Annotated in this window: 17 protein-coding genes and 1 tRNA gene; 10 read left to right on the top strand and 8 right to left on the bottom strand. The window is 70.0% G+C overall.

Annotated elements, in window-relative coordinates:
- Positions 1–13: 13 nt before the first annotated feature.
- Positions 14–256 carry a hypothetical protein gene (locus AMYTH_RS0118310; protein ID WP_017981268.1) on the bottom strand — a complete coding sequence of 81 codons (243 nt, stop codon included), beginning with the start codon at positions 254–256 and terminating at the stop codon, positions 14–16.
- 143 nt (positions 257–399) lie between these two features.
- Between AMYTH_RS0118310 and AMYTH_RS0118305 the strand changes: the two genes are divergently transcribed.
- Positions 400–472, top strand: a tRNA-Asn gene (locus tag AMYTH_RS0118305).
- A gap of 23 nt (positions 473–495) precedes the next feature.
- On the opposite strand, the gene AMYTH_RS48920 is transcribed toward AMYTH_RS0118305, so the two are convergent.
- Entirely contained in the window at positions 496–636 is a 141-nt protein-coding gene (locus AMYTH_RS48920) for a hypothetical protein (protein WP_157360629.1), read from the bottom strand.
- Between the two features lie 206 nt (positions 637–842).
- Entirely contained in the window at positions 843–1,334 is a 492-nt protein-coding gene (locus tag AMYTH_RS45250) for a nuclear transport factor 2 family protein (RefSeq protein ID WP_051362744.1), read from the bottom strand.
- Positions 1,335–1,398: 64 nt separating this feature from the next.
- Between AMYTH_RS45250 and AMYTH_RS0118290 the strand changes: the two genes are divergently transcribed.
- Complete coding sequence (locus AMYTH_RS0118290; protein WP_027931550.1) at positions 1,399–2,124, top strand: SDR family NAD(P)-dependent oxidoreductase; 726 nt, start codon at positions 1,399–1,401, stop codon at positions 2,122–2,124.
- Positions 2,121–2,825: an SDR family NAD(P)-dependent oxidoreductase gene (locus tag AMYTH_RS0118285; RefSeq protein WP_027931549.1), complete on the top strand. Its 705-nt coding sequence runs from the start codon at positions 2,121–2,123 to the stop codon at positions 2,823–2,825. The genes AMYTH_RS0118290 and AMYTH_RS0118285 overlap by 4 nt, the downstream gene beginning before the upstream one ends.
- A gap of 16 nt (positions 2,826–2,841) precedes the next feature.
- Here AMYTH_RS0118285 and AMYTH_RS0118280 read toward each other — a convergent pair whose 3' ends face one another.
- Genes AMYTH_RS0118280 through AMYTH_RS0118270 form a run of 3 tightly spaced genes read right to left on the bottom strand, consistent with a single transcriptional unit; the run spans position 2,842 to position 7,112 of the window.
- Positions 2,842–4,263: an NAD-dependent succinate-semialdehyde dehydrogenase gene (locus AMYTH_RS0118280; protein ID WP_051362743.1), complete on the bottom strand. Its 1,422-nt coding sequence runs from the start codon at positions 4,261–4,263 to the stop codon at positions 2,842–2,844.
- Positions 4,263–6,272 carry an acetate--CoA ligase family protein gene (locus AMYTH_RS0118275; protein ID WP_027931547.1) on the bottom strand — a complete coding sequence of 670 codons (2,010 nt, stop codon included), beginning with the start codon at positions 6,270–6,272 and terminating at the stop codon, positions 4,263–4,265. Before AMYTH_RS0118275 ends, AMYTH_RS0118280 begins: the two co-directional genes overlap by 1 nt.
- 24 nt (positions 6,273–6,296) lie before the next feature.
- Positions 6,297–7,112 carry an enoyl-CoA hydratase/isomerase family protein gene (locus AMYTH_RS0118270; protein WP_051362742.1) on the bottom strand — a complete coding sequence of 272 codons (816 nt, stop codon included), beginning with the start codon at positions 7,110–7,112 and terminating at the stop codon, positions 6,297–6,299.
- An 81-nt stretch (positions 7,113–7,193) separates the two neighbouring features.
- On the opposite strand from AMYTH_RS0118270, the gene AMYTH_RS47960 reads away from it, so the two are divergent.
- Positions 7,194–8,002 (top strand): IS5 family transposase gene (locus AMYTH_RS47960; protein WP_157360499.1). Its coding sequence is split into 2 segments (ribosomal slippage): positions 7,194–7,545 and positions 7,545–8,002, totalling 810 coding nucleotides; the frame shifts between segments, so codons are not numbered across the junction.
- 9 nt (positions 8,003–8,011) lie between these two features.
- Here the strand turns inward: AMYTH_RS47960 and AMYTH_RS45245 are convergent.
- Positions 8,012–8,581: a 3,4-dihydroxy-2-butanone-4-phosphate synthase gene (locus AMYTH_RS45245; RefSeq protein WP_051362741.1), complete on the bottom strand. Its 570-nt coding sequence runs from the start codon at positions 8,579–8,581 to the stop codon at positions 8,012–8,014.
- Positions 8,578–9,537, bottom strand: a complete 960-nt coding sequence (locus AMYTH_RS0118250) for a phosphotriesterase family protein (protein ID WP_027931545.1) — start codon at positions 9,535–9,537, stop codon at positions 8,578–8,580. The genes AMYTH_RS45245 and AMYTH_RS0118250 overlap by 4 nt, the downstream gene beginning before the upstream one ends.
- Before the next feature lie 145 nt (positions 9,538–9,682).
- Between AMYTH_RS0118250 and AMYTH_RS0118245 the strand changes: the two genes are divergently transcribed.
- Genes AMYTH_RS0118245 through AMYTH_RS0118220 form a run of 6 tightly spaced genes read left to right on the top strand, consistent with a single transcriptional unit; the run spans position 9,683 to position 15,481 of the window.
- Entirely contained in the window at positions 9,683–10,735 is a 1,053-nt protein-coding gene (locus AMYTH_RS0118245; protein ID WP_027931544.1) for an LLM class flavin-dependent oxidoreductase, read from the top strand.
- A 45-nt stretch (positions 10,736–10,780) separates the two neighbouring features.
- Positions 10,781–11,500 (top strand): TetR/AcrR family transcriptional regulator, encoded by a 720-nt coding sequence (locus AMYTH_RS45240; RefSeq protein ID WP_123687086.1) that lies wholly within the window; start codon positions 10,781–10,783, stop codon positions 11,498–11,500.
- 5 nt (positions 11,501–11,505) lie between these two features.
- Positions 11,506–12,738: an acyl-CoA dehydrogenase family protein gene (locus AMYTH_RS0118235; RefSeq protein ID WP_027931543.1), complete on the top strand. Its 1,233-nt coding sequence runs from the start codon at positions 11,506–11,508 to the stop codon at positions 12,736–12,738.
- Entirely contained in the window at positions 12,738–13,661 is a 924-nt protein-coding gene (locus AMYTH_RS0118230) for a cyclase family protein (RefSeq protein WP_037322595.1), read from the top strand. Before AMYTH_RS0118235 ends, AMYTH_RS0118230 begins: the two co-directional genes overlap by 1 nt.
- Positions 13,662–13,678: 17 nt before the next feature.
- Positions 13,679–14,143 (top strand): flavin reductase family protein, encoded by a 465-nt coding sequence (locus AMYTH_RS0118225; protein WP_027931541.1) that lies wholly within the window; start codon positions 13,679–13,681, stop codon positions 14,141–14,143.
- A gap of 39 nt (positions 14,144–14,182) precedes the next feature.
- Positions 14,183–15,481, top strand: coding sequence for an MFS transporter (locus AMYTH_RS0118220; protein ID WP_027931540.1), 1,299 nt, complete (start codon positions 14,183–14,185; stop codon positions 15,479–15,481).

The raw sequence follows: 15,481 nt of genomic DNA, 5'->3' as shown, positions 1-15,481 counted from the left end.
CGCCTGGCGGCGGTCAGGCCTGGGTCGCCTTCGGTTCGCGGGCCCGGTGGCCGTTCGGACCGCTGTGGGAGCGCGCGAACGGCAGCTTGTCACCCACCTTCTCGCCGACCTTGGCGCGCACGACGCCGGCGGCGCCCTGGACCGCGGGGTGGTCGGCGACCGCCCGGTAGGTCCGCACGATCTGCTCGTACCTCGCACGCCCCGCCCGCGCCCCGAGCACGTACCCGACGGCCGCGCCGAGCAGGAAAGTCTTCATGCCCGCCTCCTGGTGTCTCCGGCTCGATCACTCATTGTCCCCCAACGCGCGCGAAACTGCCGGGGGGTGCTTGCAGAGCGCGATCGCCCATGAGCTAGAGTTCTCTCCCGTCAGCCCGGAGCGATCCGGGCAGGCCAGAGCGTTCCCCTGTAGCTCAATTGGCAGAGCATTCGGCTGTTAACCGAAGGGTTGCTGGTTCGAGTCCAGCCGGGGGAGCAGCGCAAACAGGGCCCCGGAGATCATCCGGGGCCCTGTTGGCATCCAGGGGTGACATCAGTCGCCAGCTGGTTCGTCCGCTCGGCCATCTGACGCTTCGCCTGGTCCAGCACGTGACCGTAGAGGTTGGCCGCGATCGAGGCGTGGCCCAGGTGCTCCATCACCTCGCGGATGGTCGCCCATCCTCCAGGAGTGTGGCGCAAGTCATGCACACGACTGCGATCGATGCGAGCTGCGGAATCGCGGGGTGGACGGTTCGGCGGGACGCCGGGGCTGACCACCGGTGAGCCCTACCGGACGATGGGACGTGCGGCTGTACGACGGGACGAGCCGGATCCACCAGGTGACCAATCGCCAAGCTGGCGACGGCTCAGCGCAACAGCCGGGTGAGGGAGGCGGCCGGGTCGGCGTCGCCCCGCGCGCCGCGCTTCCAGGTGGGTGGGCTTGGCGCGGCGGGTGGCTCTGGTGACGTGTGCTCCCAGTCCAGGATCACCGTCCGCCGCGCGATTCGCCAGTGGTCCTCGCGGCGGGAGAACACGTCGTGGTACCGCAGCCCCTGGAACAGCGGCTCGCCCTCGAGCGGGTCCTTGCGGTACAGGCAGTACGTCTCCGCCTCCGCTCGGTCGCCGTCCACCACGATCGTCGGCGTGCCGAGGAAGTGCCACGTGCCGGCCAGGCTCGCGCCGTACGACTCGAAGAACGCGAACAACTCGTCCACGGTCCCGCTGAACCGGCCGTGGTCGTCCGTCGCGTCGGGGTGGTAGCACGTCCGCGCCAGCGCGCGGTCCCCGCGGTCGATGGCGTGCGCGTACCGGCACAGCACGTCCGTGATTTCCGCTCTGGCAACGAGTTCGTCGATCACGCATTGACAATGACGCACGTGTCATGTTCCAGTCAAGGGCAGGTTCGACAGAGAGGTCGTTGCCATGACTGGGAAAAGGGTCGCTCTCGTGACGGGCGCCGCTTCGGGGATCGGCGCTTCCATCGCGCGGCAGTTCGTCGACGAGGGCGTTCGGGTCGCGGCACTCGACCGCGCCGGCACCGCCCCGCCCGGCACTCTCCAGATCACCTGTGACGTCACCAGCGACGAGCAGGTCGCGGCCGCGGTGGAGCAGACCGTGCACGAGCACGGCCGGATCGACATCGTGGTCAACGCCGCCGGTGTGCTCGCCCGCGCGGGAATCCGGGACACCACCTGGGAAACGTGGCACAACGTCCTGGACGTCAACCTGTCCGGCACCTTCCGCGTCGTGCGCGCCGCCCTGCCCCACCTGACGACCGGGTCGGACAAGCGGATCGTCAACATCGGCTCCGGCGCCGCCGACCGCGGCTACGCCTACCCTGCCTACACCGCGTCCAAGGGCGGCGTTGTCGCGCTCACCAAGGAACTCGCCGCCGAGCTCGCGCCGCGCGGGGTCACGGTCAACGTCGTCAACCCCGGTTTCGTCCGCACAGCCATCAACGACGACGCCTGGTCCGACGACGAAGCGAGGGCGCGCTGGGAGACGACCATCCCGTTGGGACGGATGGGACGGCCGGAGGAGGTCGCCGCGGTGGTCTGCTTCCTGGCCTCGCCCCAGGCGAGTTACCTGACGGGACAGGTGATCCGCGTCGACGGCGGCGGCTCGGCGATCTCGGCGAGGCCCGCGTGAACCGGGTCGCGGGCAAGGTCTGCGTGGTCACCGGCGCGGCCCGCGGCCTCGGCGCCGCGATCGCGCGGCTGCTGACCGAGAACGGCGCGAGCGTCACCGGGTTCGACGTGACCGGTGAGCAGAGTGTGGACATCCGCGACGAAACCCAGGTGGCCCAGGCCATGCGAAGCGTCGTCGAGGAGCATGGGCGCATCGACGTCCTGGTCAACAACGCCGGCATCGCCGGGCCGCGCAAGCCGTCACACGAGGTGACCGTCGAGGAGTTCGACAACGCCTTCGCGGTCAACGTCCGCGGCACCTGGCTGTGCACCAAACACGCGGTCCCGCACATGCCGGACGGCGGCAGCATCGTCAACATGTCGTCGATGTACGGCCTGGTCGGCAACTCGATGCTGCCGGTCTACCACGCCACCAAGGGCGCGGTGCGGCTGATGACCAAGGCGGACGCCGCCACCTACGCCCCGCGTGGGATCCGCGTCAACTCCGTCCACCCGGGATCGATCGAAACCGGTTCGGCCGGTTCGATCCGCCAGGACGAGGCCGCGCGGGAGTACAACGCCCGCACGCTCGCGAGCATCCCGCTGGGCAGGCGTGGTGAGCCGCTGGACGTCGCGTACGGGGTGCTGTACCTGGCGTCGGACGAGTCGCGGTACACCACCGGCGCCGAACTGGTCATCGACGGTGGCTTCACGGCCGTGTGAAGCCACCGCCGACGCCTCAGGAACCCAGTCCGCCCAGACAGAGGTACTTCAGCTCGGTGTAGTCCTCGATCCCGTACCGCGAGCCCTCCCGGCCGGACCCGGACGCCTTGATCCCGCCGAACGGAGCGGCCGCGGTCGCGATCGCGCTGTCGTTCACGCCCACCATGCCGTATTCGAGGGCTTCGCCGACCCGCCAGGCCCGCCGGTAGTCCTCTGTGTACACATACGCCGCCAGGCCGAACTCCGTGGCGTTGGCGCGCGCGACCACCGAATCCTCGTCGGTGAACGAGTACACCGGCGCGACCGGCCCGAAGATCTCCTCGCACCCGAGCGCCAGGTCCTCCCGGACGCCGGTCAGCACCGTCGGCTCGAAGAACCGCCCGCCGGGGGAGCGGCCGCCGGTCACCACGCGTGCTCCGGCGGCCACCGCTCCGGCGAGCAGCCCCTCCGCTTTGGTCACCGCCGCCGACGAGATCAGCGGCCCGACGTCCGTCGCCGGGTCCAGGCCGTGCCCGAGCCGCAGCGACGACGCGGCGTCGGCGAGGCGGCGCACGAACTCGTCGTGCACCCGGTCCTGCACGTAGATCCGGTTGGCCGAGATGCACGTCTGCCCGGCGTTGCGGAACTTCGCCGCGACCGCGCCCCGCACCGCGAGGTCCAGGTCGGCGTCGTCGAACACCAGGAACGGCGCGTTGCCGCCCAGCTCCATCGACACCCGTTTCAGCGTGTCCGCGCTGCCCCGCGTCAGGTGCCTGCCGACCTCGGTCGACCCGGTGAACGACAGCTTGCGCACCACCGGGCTCTCCAGCAGCTCACGGCCGATCACCGAGGGCTCGCCGGTCACGATGTTCAGCACCCCCGCGGGCACGCCGGCCTCCTCGGCCAGCCCGCCCAGCGCCAGCGCGGACAGGGGAGTCAGCTCGGCGGGTTTCACGACCACCGTGCAGCCCGCCGCCAGCGCGGGAGCGATCTTGCGCAGGATCATCGAGCTGGGGAAGTTCCACGGCGTGATCGCGGCGACCACCCCGACCGGCTGCCGGATCACCACGAGCCGGCGGCCCGCCCGGTCGGCCGGGATCACGTCCCCGGTGATCCGCTTGGCCTCTTCGGCGTAGAACTCGAGGAAATCCGCCCCGGACAGGATCTCCGCACGGGCCTCGGCCAGCGGTTTGCCCTGCTCACGGGTGAGCAGCCGGGCCAGCTCGTCGGTCCGGGACCGCATGAGCCCGTGCAGGCGCATCATCACCGCAGCCCGGTCCGCGGCCGTCAGCGACCGCCACGACGGCAACGCGGCCGCGGCCGCCTCGATGGCCCGCCGGGTCTCCTTCGCACCCAGCGCGGGCACGGTGCCGACCAGTTCGCCGGTGGCCGGATCCAGGACTTCGAGCGTGTCGCCCGAGTCCGCGGAGATCCACTCCCCGTCGACGTAGCAGCGCATCAGAACTCCGTCACGACGGCGTCGGCCGCCCAGCACTCGGTCGGCGTCACGATCAGCGGGTTGATCTCGACCGTCTGGTAGCCGCCCAGGCTGCCGCCGTCGAACGCCTCGCACAGCCCGGCCAGCGCCGACACGGCGGCGTCGTGCCCGGTCACCCCCACCTCGGCGAGAAGGTGCTCGGCGTCGCCCGGCCGCAGTGGCAGCCGCCGGGTCAGCGCCCGGTTGGCCAGCTCGGTCGCCGTGCCGCCGAGCCCGACCACGACGTACCGGCCCAGCACCGGATCGGTGTTCAACCCGACCAGGACCTCCCGCCCGAACACCATCTCCTCGACCAGGAAGCCCTCGACGTCCTCCGGCGACAACCCGGCGGCGACCACGTTGGACTCGATCTCCTTCGCGCAGGCGGGCAGGTCGGCGGCCTGCGCGACGCCCAGGGCGACGCCGCCGATCCGCGACTTGTGGCTGACCGGCGCGATCACCTTCACCGCGAACGGCGGCCGCAGGTCCGCGGCCAGCGCCGCGATGTCCTCGCCCCGGCCGGCCCGGACCCCGCGCACCACGGGCAGTCCGGCCGCGGCGACCAGGTCACGCGAGTCGGCCTCGCTCAGCACCCGTGCCTCCGCCGCGACCGCGTGCGTGGCCGGCGCCGGCTGGGCGGGGAACAGCTTGCCCAGCGCGGAGAACGTGAGCCGCAGGTTGTGCAGCACCGCGACGTGCGGGTGCGCCTCCCCGTACGCGCGCACGAACTCCGTGTCCGGCACCGGCGCCATCGAGTTGATGATCAGCGGCATCTCGTTCTCCGCGGACAGCCGGGAGAGATCACCCCAGTTCCACGTGTGCACCGATTCGTGCTCGGTCGCCGACGGGAACTGGACGCTCCACGGCAGCAGGACCAGGCCGGTGTTCGGGTCCTTGAACACGGTCCCGTTGATGCTGTCGTCGCCCTCGCGGCGCTTCACCCCGATCACGTCGAGCGGGTTGTCGATGAACGACCCCGGCCCGGCCAGCTCCCGGATCTTCGCCACCGTCGAATCGGCGAACACCGTCAGGTTGACCCCGTGCCGGTCGGCCAGGTCGCTGCACAACGCCGCCGCGCCACCGGAGCCGCCGAGCACCGACACCGCCCGCGGCCGGCCCGCCTTCACTCCGAGCAGGCACAACGTGGCCAGCCGCACCAGCTCGTCGGCGCCATCCGCCCGCAGGACCCCGTGCTCACGCAGCAGCTCGGAGAACACCGAGTCGGTGCCCGAGATACTCGCGGTGTGCGACATGACCGCACGCGCTCCGCGTTCGGACACCCCGGACTTCAGGACGATGATCTGCTTGCCTGCCTGCCGCGCGTACTCGAAGGCGTCGAGGAACACGGGCAGCTGCTGCTCCGAAACGCCCTCCAGGTACACGCAGACCACGCGCGTGGTGTCCCGGCGCAGCGCCAGGTTCAGCGCCTGCGGCACGCCCAGCACGGCGCCGTTGCCGGTCGAGGCGCAGAAGTCGACGCCGAGGTTCTCCTCGGTCGCCGCGGCGAGGAACGCAGACAGCAGCGCGCCGCTCTGCGACACGATCGACACCGGCCCGGGTTTGGCGTCCAGCCAGGCAGGTTCCGCGACCGCGCACACCTTCTCGGCGAAGTCCGCGAAACCGACGCAGTTCGGCCCCCACAGCCGGGTTCCGGTGCCGGCGACGATGTCCACCAGCTCGGCCTGCAACGCCCGGCCGGTGTCGTCGCGCTCCCCGAAACCGTCGGTCACCAGCACGATGTCCCGGGTTCCCGCGGCGGTCAGCTGACGGACGGCTTCCACCGAGGCTTCCCGGCGGATCGCGATGACGGCGGCGCGGGGCGTTTCCGGAAGCGCGGACACGTCCGGAACGGTCGGCAGCCCGGCGATGGTTTGGTGGTTGGGCGTCACCGGCACGACCTCGAGCGCGGGGTCGAGCGTGCGCAGGTTGTGGATGGCGCAGGTGGTCCAGAAGTTGCGGGGCGAGGCGCCGACGACGGCTACCAGGGACATGGGTCTCCTTGTCGTGGAAGTGGGTCAGCGGGTGAGCGAGCCGCCCTCGGCGTACCAGGCACGGGCGGCGGAGATGCCCATCTCGGACAGCTGCCCGGACATCCAGCGGTTGCCCGCGGAGGTGTGGATGAGCGCGTCCCAGCCCGCGCAGTTGTCCAGCGTTTCGCGGAAGCCCTGGCGGACCAGGACGTCGTTCGCCGCGCGCTTCTTGATCTCCAGCATGTCCAACGGGGTCTTGGCGATCTCGGTCGCGACCTCGCGTGCCTTGTCCAGCACCGCGGTCTCGGGCACCGAGTAGTTGGCCCAGCCGCGGCGGGCCGCCTCCGGGCCCATCATGTGGCTGCCCGCGGTGTAGGACAGTTCCTTCGCCTTCTTCGGGCCGATCGCGTACATCGCCATCGGCCCGAGCATCCCGCCGCCGATCGGCAGGACCGGCCACGCGATCTTGGTGTCGTCGCCGACGACGGCGAGGTCGGCGCACGCCGGGATCAGTGTCGCGCCGCCCATGCAGTAGCCGTGCACGGCCGCGACCACCGGCTTGGGCACGTCGAACACCGCCGAGAACGCCCGGATGTGCCCGCGCAGGCGCAGCCAGTCTTCGTGCGCGGTGCGGTGGGCATACCCGTTGCCGGACGGCGGTTTGCTCACGTCCCAGCCGACGCTGAACGCGCGGCCCTCACCACGCACGATGATCACCGACACGCTGTCGTCGGCGCCCAGCTCGGCCAGCGCCTCCTCGTAGGTGGTGAACAGCTCGTCGTTGAACGCGTTGAGCTTGTCCGGGCGGTTCAGGACCACCTCGGCGATCTTCCCGTTCCGCTCGGTGCGGACGACGCTCATGGGTTTTCCTTTCACAACTCGTTTCAAAATGATCGGCGCGTCTGCTGGCCGTAGTTGATCAAGTGTGGGCATGCTGATGTGGTGATTGAGAAGTTGGTTCCCGACAGTCTGTGGCAGCGGGTGGAGCCGTTGCTGCCGCCGAGGCCTGTGCGGCGGAGTCGGTATCCGGGTCGGTTGCCGGTGGATGACCGGGCGGCGTTGGCGGGGATCGTGTTCGTGCTCAAGACCGGGATCTCGTGGCGGGAGCTGCCGCGTGAGGTGTTCGGCTGCTCCGGGGTGACCTGTTGGCGTCGGTTGCGGGCCTGGACCGAGGCCGGGGTGTTCGACGCGGTGCACAAGCTCTTGCTTGACCAGCTGCGAGCGCTGGATCGGCTCGATCTGGATGTGGCGGTGGTGGATGGGTCGCATGTACGGGCGTTGAAAGGGGGGAAGCGACGGGCCCCTCGCCCGTCGATCGGGCTCGGCTCGGTTCCAAGCACCATGTGATCACCGACGGCAACGGTATTCCGCTCGTGGTGTCTGTTACTGGTGGCAACCGGCACGACAGCACGCAGCTCATACCGCTGGTCGAGGCGCTTCCAGTGATCCGCGGGAAACGCGGCCGGCCTCGTCAGCGCCCGCGCTGGCTCTACGGCGACCGCGGCTATGACTACGACCATCACCGCAAGACCCTGCGAGACAAGGGCATCGTCCCGCGAATCGCTCGCAAGAACACCGCTCACGGCTCCGGTCTCGGCAAGATCAGATGGGTAGTTGAGCGGATGTTCGCCTGGCTGCACCAGTTCAAGCGTTTACGGATCCGCTGGGAACGCCGAGCCGACATCCACCTTGGCCTCATGCACCTGGCCTGCGTCCTCATCTGCTACCGCAAGCTGCCGACTTCATTATGAAACGAGTTGTCAGTGGGAGAGGCGGTGGGCGAGCACGCCGGACGCGGTGACCACCGGCAACCCGGGCAGCGGCTCGTCGGAGGTGAGGGCGGCGCCGGCGACGGCGAACCCGGCACCGGCGAGCCGGACCAGGTCGAAGGCCGCTTCCCGGCCCGTGGCGCGGCCGAGCACGCCGTCGGGGTGCGCGCGGTAGGTGATCACGTGCCCGGGCCGGGTGAAGACGTCCGGCGCGGTGCCGGGCGTGCCCAGCAGCGAGATGGTGCGGGCGCGGTCGGCGGCGGAAATGCCGGTGCCGACGCCCTCGGCGTCCACGGACACGCCGTAGGCCGGCGCGCCGCGGTCGGCGGGGGACTGGGCGGCGAGCCGCAGCCGGTCGGCTTCCGGTTCCGGCAGCGTGACGACCAGGAAGCCCGACGTGCACCGGACCACGCCCGCCACCAGCGCGGTGGTCGCGGACCGCGCGGCGAACACGAGCTCGCGTTCCGGGTGCGGCCCCAGGTCGTCGAGCAGCACGACCGGCCGCCCCGCGCGCAGCGCGCCGATCGCGGTGTCCGTTGTGGACTCCTGCAGGACGGTCACGAGAATATCTCCCGCGGGTTGTCGATCAGCATCACGTCGATGTCGCGTTGCGACACCCCGGCCCCCAGCAGCGCGGGCACCACGTCCTCGGTGATGTGGGTGAACCGCCAGTCCGGCAGGTGCTTGGTGCGGAAGTCGTCCGGGAAGTTGTGGCTGTGGCAGGACGCGTCGTGCGAGAGCACCATGCGGGAGGCGTACCCGCGCTCGGCCAGGGCGGCGACGGTCGCGACGCGCTTGTCGAAGGCCAGCTTGGTGTCCAGGCCGAACCGGTCCATCCCGAGGTAGGAACCGTTGTCCAGCAACCGTTGCAGGTAGTCCAGGTCGTCGGAGTCGCCGCTGTGCCCGACGATCACCGCGCCCAGGTCGACACCCTCCTCGGCGAAGATCTTCTGCTGGTCGAGGCCGCGCTGCGTGGACACGTCGGTGTGCGTGGAGATCGGCACCCCGGTCTCCAGGTGCGCACGGGCGACCGAGCGCAGCACCCGCTCGACATCGGGCGTCACACCGGGAACGTCGGTGGCGCACTTGAGGATCCCGGCGCGGATGCCGGTGCCCGCGATGCCCTCGGTGATGTCGCGGACGAACATGCCGGTCATCGGCTCGTCACCGCCGATCAGCCGTCCCGGGCCGCGGAACTTGAGGTAGTTGGGCAGTTCGGCGAACGTGTAGAACCCGGTGGCGGCGATGATCCGCACCGGTGACCGTTCGGCCACCGCGCGCACGCGCCGGATGTCCCGGCCCAGGCCCAGCACGGTGAGGTCGACGATGGTGTCGATCCCGGCTTCCTTCAACGCGACGAGCTTGGCGACCGCGTCGGCGATGCGCTGTTCGTCGTCCCAGGTCTCGGGGTAGTTGACCGCGTACTCGTGGTTGATGACGAACACGTGCTCGTGCATGAGCACGCGTCCGAGGTCGCCGGTGTCGAGCGCGCCGGTCACGGTCTGGACGGTGGCCATCGAAGTGGTTCTCCCTCGGGCGACGGCGGTGTCTGCCCGTTGACAATGACGCGCGTGTCATGTTTAGTCAAGTGAGTCTTCACCCGGCGCTGCAAGGGTTTTCGTTCAGCGCAGTGTCTCGTTCACCGGGTCGTATTGGAGTGCCATGAGCAACGTCGCCACACCGCACTACGGGATCTTCAGCCTGTCCAACGTTCCGCCGTGGAACACCCACAACGAGGTCGTGAACAAGGCGATCGAGCAGATCGTCCACGCGGACAAGCTGGGCTTCGAAGAGGCCTGGGTCGCCGAGCACAACGGACGCCGCTACGGCATCGTCGCCTCCGCGCAGCTGCTGCTCGCCGCCGCCGCGGCCGCGACCAGCCGGATCCGGCTCGGCTCCGGGGTTTCCCGGCTGCCGATGCACCACCCGCTGCGCCTGGCCGAGGACTACGCCTACGTCGACCAGCTCTCCGGCGGACGGCTCAACTTCGGCATCGGCAAGGCCTACGACCGGCTCGAGTTCCAGGCCTACGGCATCCCGGAGGCCGAGCGGGACGAGCGCTACGAAGAGGTCTTCGAGATCGTCATGCAGGCGTGGCGGACCGGCAAGGTCAAGTTCGCGGGCAAGCACTACCGGGTCCCCGCCGAGGGGGAGGTGGCCGACGAGATCGAGCTGTTCCCCGAGGTCGCGCAGAAGCCGACGCCGCCGGTGTTCGTGATGGTCTCGTCCAGCGAGGAGTCGCTGCGCTCGGCCGCCCGCCGCGGGTTCTCGTTCGTGCTCGGGCAGCGCCCGACCCGCGACGACGTGCGCAGGCTGGTCGGGGTTTACCGCGAGGAGGCCCGCGCGGCCGGGCACTCGTTCGACGCGATCGACGAGAACATCGCCCGCGCGTCCCAGCTCAAGGCCATCCACGTGGCCGACAGCCACGAGCAGGCGCGTCGCGAGTACGAGCACGGCTACATGTGGTACGTCAACATCCTGAGCAACCGCGCCAAGGTCGGCCTCGGCATCGACGAGCTCACCTACGACGAGTACATCGACCGCAAGACCCTGATCCTGGGCAGCCCGGACCAGGTCGCGGAGGAGCTGGCCTCCTTCCACAGCCACACCGGCCTCGGTGGCCTGGTGGCCTGGTTCGACGCCGGCAGCCAGCCGCAGGAGCAGGTTCTCCGTTCCATGACGATGTTCGCGGAGAAGGTGCGCCCGCAGCTGTGAATCGCGACAATGGCGCGAACTGACGGCGGACCACTTGGGGTGAAGATGACGAGCGGCGGCACGACGGGCAACAAGCGGACCGGGTCGAAGGCGTCGCGCGAGCGCGCGGACGCGCAGCCACGCACGGCGCGCGGCCAGAAGACCCGGGAACGGCTGCTCGCCGCGGCGCGCACGGTGTTCGAGAACAAGGGCTTCCTGGACACGCGCGTCTCCGACATCTGCGACGAGGCCGGGCTGGCGCACGGCACCTTCTACATCTACTTCCCGGACAAGGAAGAGATCTTCTACACGCTGGTCGACTCGGTCGTCGCCGACCGCTACCTGCTGACCGCCGTGCCGGAGGACTTCGAAGGGACCGTCGTCGACCGGTTCGCCTACACCCTGCGGCAGTACTTCGAGGAGATCCAGCGGTCCAAGCGCCTGAGCCGCATCGTCGAGCAGGTCGTGACCTTCGACGAGCACATGCGCGAGAACCGCATGGAGATCCGCCGCAAGTTCCGCGAACGCATCCAGCACGGCATCGAGCGCCTGCAGCAGCAGGGCGCCGCCGACCCGGACATCTCAGCCGAACTGACCGCCGAGGCCATCGTCGCGATGATCAACAACTTCGCGTACATCAACCTCATCCTCGGCGAACGCGACGACCTGGACATCGAGCAGGTCGTCGCCACCCTGACCAGCATCTGGGCGCGCTCGCTGGCGCTGGACCTGGAGAAGGCCAACGCCAACGACCTCAAGCGCGCGCCCAAGAAGAGGAAGACCTGAAGCGCATGGATTTCACCGTCCCGGACGAAGCCAGGGAGACCGCGAAGGGGGTGCTCGGCTTCATCGAGCGGTACGTCGAGCCCCTCGAGCGGAAGCACGCGGACCTGCTGGCGGAGGAACGGCACCGCTACGACGACAACGGCCTGCTCAAGCCCGAGATCAGGGCGCTGAAGAAGCAGGTGCGGATGGCCTCCGCCGAGGCCGGGTTCTACACGATGTTCGGCGACGAGGCGCTCGGCGGGGGCGGGCTCGGCGAGGTCGCGCTCGTCCACATCCAGGAGGAGCTGAACCGCGTCTGCGGACCGCACCGGCCGCTCGTCCACGAGAACGTGATCCCGTCGGTGTTCACCAACGGCTTGAGCCCGATCCTCTCCGAACTCAAGCCCGACGTCCGCGAGCGGTACGTCGCCGGGATCGCGTCGGGGGAGAAGACCCTCTGCTTCGGACTGTCCGAACCCGGCGCGGGCTCCGACGTCCAGCGGATCCGCACCCGCGCGGTGCGCGACGGCGACGAGTGGGTGATCAACGGTTCCAAGCAGTGGATCACCAACGCGCCCTACGCCGACTACTGCATCCTGTTCGCGGTCACCGATCCCGAGGCCAACCGCGAGCGGCGCGGCGGCATCACCGCGTTCTTCGTCGACACCGCCAGCGAGGGTTTCGAGTGCAGCAGCACCATCCCCATCCTCGGGCACGTCGGCTCGCACATCGGCATCGTGACCGTGGACAACCTGCGGGTGCCCGACGACCACGTGATCGGCACCCTCCACAAGGGACTTTCCCTGGCGCTGCTCGGGATCAGCAAGGGGCGGCTGTCGATGTCCGCGATGTGCGTGGGGCTGGCCCGCTGGTCGCTGGAGCGGGCACTGGACTACGCCCGGCAGCGTGAGACGTTCGACAGCGTGATCGGCGACCACCAGGCCATCCAGATCAAGCTCGCCGAAATGGCGATGGACATCTACGCGGCCAAGTCGGTGGTCGGGCGGACCGCCGCGCTGGTGGAGAGCAAGCAGCGGGCGATCAAGGAGACCTCCATCGCCAAGGCCCTGTGCACCGAGATGCTCGGCCGGGTGTCCGACGCCGCGATGCAGGTGCACGGCGCGATGGGCCTGACCAACGAGATGCGGCTGGAGGAGGTCTGGCGGCACGCGCGCACGCTGCGGATCCCGGACGGCACGTCGGAGATCCAGCGCCGCACGATCGCCGGGCGCCTGCTCGCCGGCGACACGGAGCTGTGATGCTCCCCAAGTACGCCGAGCTGCCGCGCCTGGACGACTACGGCAACCACTCCTGGGGCGTGTTCGGCCAGGACGACGAACTCGGCACCCTCAACCTGATCGACGCCGACGCGGTGCGCGCGGCCACCGCCCTGGTGCGCACCGGTGAGCGGGTCGGCCTCAGCCTCCCGCTGGACCAGCCCGATCCGCCGCTGTTCCGCCGGGAGCCGTTCCGGCACACCGTCAAGCGGATCGGCAGCATGTGGGACGACCGGCTGGACTCGTTCTTCCCGCAGGGTTCCACGCAGTGGGACGGGTTCCGCCACCACCGGGTCCGCCAGCACGGTTTCTACGGCGGCGTCCAGGACGATCCCGCGCCGGGCAACCCCCGGTTGAGCATCCACCACTGGGCGAGCTCCGGGATCATCGGGCGCGGTGTGCTGCTCGACGTCGCCCGGCACTTCGGCGACCTGGACGCGCTGGCCGAGCGGTCGATCACCGCCGACGACCTGCGTGCGGTCGCGGAGGCGCAGGGCGCGGAGATCCGGCCCGGCGACATCCTGTGCGTGCGCACCGGCTGGCTGTCCGCCTACCGGGGACTGGACGCCGAGGGCCGCGCGGCGATCTCCGCGCAGAAGTCGTCGTTCAGCTCCGCCGGGCTGGCCGCCGACGAGAGCACGGCGGAACTGCTGTGGGACTGGCACGTCGCCGCGATCAGCGCCGACAACCCGGCCGTCGAGGTGACCCCCGGCGACGCGGCGGTCGGCAGCCTGCACCGGCGGCTGCTGGGGATGCTCGGCATCCCGCTCGGCGAGCTGTTCGACTTCGACACCCTGGCCGCCCGGCTCCACGAGAGCTCCCGGCCGGACTTCCTGTTCGTCTCCGTGCCGCTGGCCCTGGTCGGCGGCCTCGGATCGCCCGGCAACGCGGTCGCCGTGCTCTGACCCGGAAGGAGAACACCATGACCGTGCCCGGTCGCCTGATGCGGGACGTGCTCGGCTCCTTCTGCTCCGGGGTCGTGGTGGTCACCGCCGCCGGTCCCGAGCCGGTCGGCTTCACCTGCCAGTCGTTCGCCTCCCTGTCCCTCGACCCGCCACTGGTCACGTTCGCGCCCGGCCGCGGGTCGCGCACCTGGCCGAGGATCCGCGAAATCGGCTCGTTCTGCGTCAACATCCTCGCCGCCGACCAGCGGCATCTGTCGGACGCGTTCGCGCGGTCCGGCACCGACAAGTTCGCCGGCGTCCGCTGGTCGCCGAGCGAGCTGGGCTCGCCCGTCCTCGACGGCGTGCTCGCCTGGATCGACTGCGAGATCTGGGCCGAGTACGACGGCGGCGACCACACCATCGTCGTCGGCGAGGTCCGCGCGCTGGCCGCCGCACCCGGTGAGCCGTTGCTCTTCCACCGTGGGGCCTACCTCGCCTCCTGAAAAATCCCCCATGTCCCTCTCAACGAAGAGAGCGCGATCATGTCCACTCTGCAGCCCCGACGCGCCGCCGCGGCGAGCGTCATCGGCACCACCATCGAGTACTACGACTTCTTCATCTACGCCACCGCCGCCGCGCTGGTGTTCAACAAGGTGTTCTTCCCGACGCTGACCGGCCTGGCCGGGACACTGGTGTCGCTGTCGACCTTCGCGGTGGCCTTCCTGGTCCGCCCGCTCGGCGGCGTGATCATCGGGCATCTCGGCGACAAGGTCGGGCGACGGCCGATGCTGGTGCTCACGCTGACCATGATGGGCGGCGCGACCCTCCTCATCGGACTATTGCCCGGGTACTCGACCATCGGCGTCGCCGCGCCGGTCCTGCTGATCCTCCTGCGGGTGCTGCAGGGGTTCGCGATGGGCGGCGAACTCGGCGGCGCGGTGCTGCTGACGATGGAGCACAGCCAGCCGGGCAAACGCGGGTTCTACGGCAGTTTCGTGCAGATCGGCGGCCCGCTCGCGCTCGTGCTGGCGACACTGGTCTACCTGCCGCTGGGCGCCATGCCGCAGCAGGACTTCCTGAACTGGGGCTGGCGGATCCCGTTCCTGCTCAGCGTGGCCCTCATCGCCGTCGGCTACTTCCTGCGGCGGCGGATCGACGAGAGCCCCACGTTCACCGAGATCAAGCGTGCCGGCCGGGTGGACCGGGCGCCCGCGCTGACCATCGTCCGGCAGTATCCACTCCGGACACTGCTGATCGCGGGCACCACCCTGATCGGCGGCATCGCGTTCTACATGATGGCCGTGTTCGGCCTGTCCTACGCCACCAAGGACCTCGGCCTGCCGCGCGGAACGATCCTGCTCGTCGTGATGGCGTCGATGGTGCTGGACTGCCTGTTCGTGTTCGCCGCGGGCACGCTGTCGGATCGGCTGGGCCGCCCGAAGGTGATGATCGCGGGGATGATCGGTCTCGCGGTGCTGTCGTTCCCCTGGATCTGGATGCTGGACACCGGGAACCCGTGGGTGATCTTCGCCGGGTACGTGCTGCTGTGCGTGCCGCACGGCGCGGTGCAGGGCGTGGCGGGCGTGTTCTACGCGGAGGCGTTCCCGCCCGCGGTGCGGTATTCCGGACTGTCCATCGGCTACACGATCGGCATGATCGCGGGAAGCGCGATCGCCCCGGTGGTGGCCGAAAGCCTGGTGAGCGCGTTCGGGTCCGCCGCGCTGGGCTGGTACATGCTCGCGATGGCCGCGATCTCGCTGGTGTCCACCGTGGTGATCGTGCGCTCCCACACGGTGACCGGCCGCGAACAGGCGCCCGTGACGAGCCCGCTGACCCCCTGA

Origin of the sequence: Amycolatopsis thermoflava N1165, from assembly GCF_000473265.1 — a bacterium.
Classification (GTDB): Bacteria; Actinomycetota; Actinomycetes; order Mycobacteriales; family Pseudonocardiaceae; genus Amycolatopsis_E; species Amycolatopsis_E thermoflava.
The sequence above is the reverse complement of the archived record's forward strand: the minus strand, read 5'-3'. Positions and strand labels throughout refer to the sequence as shown.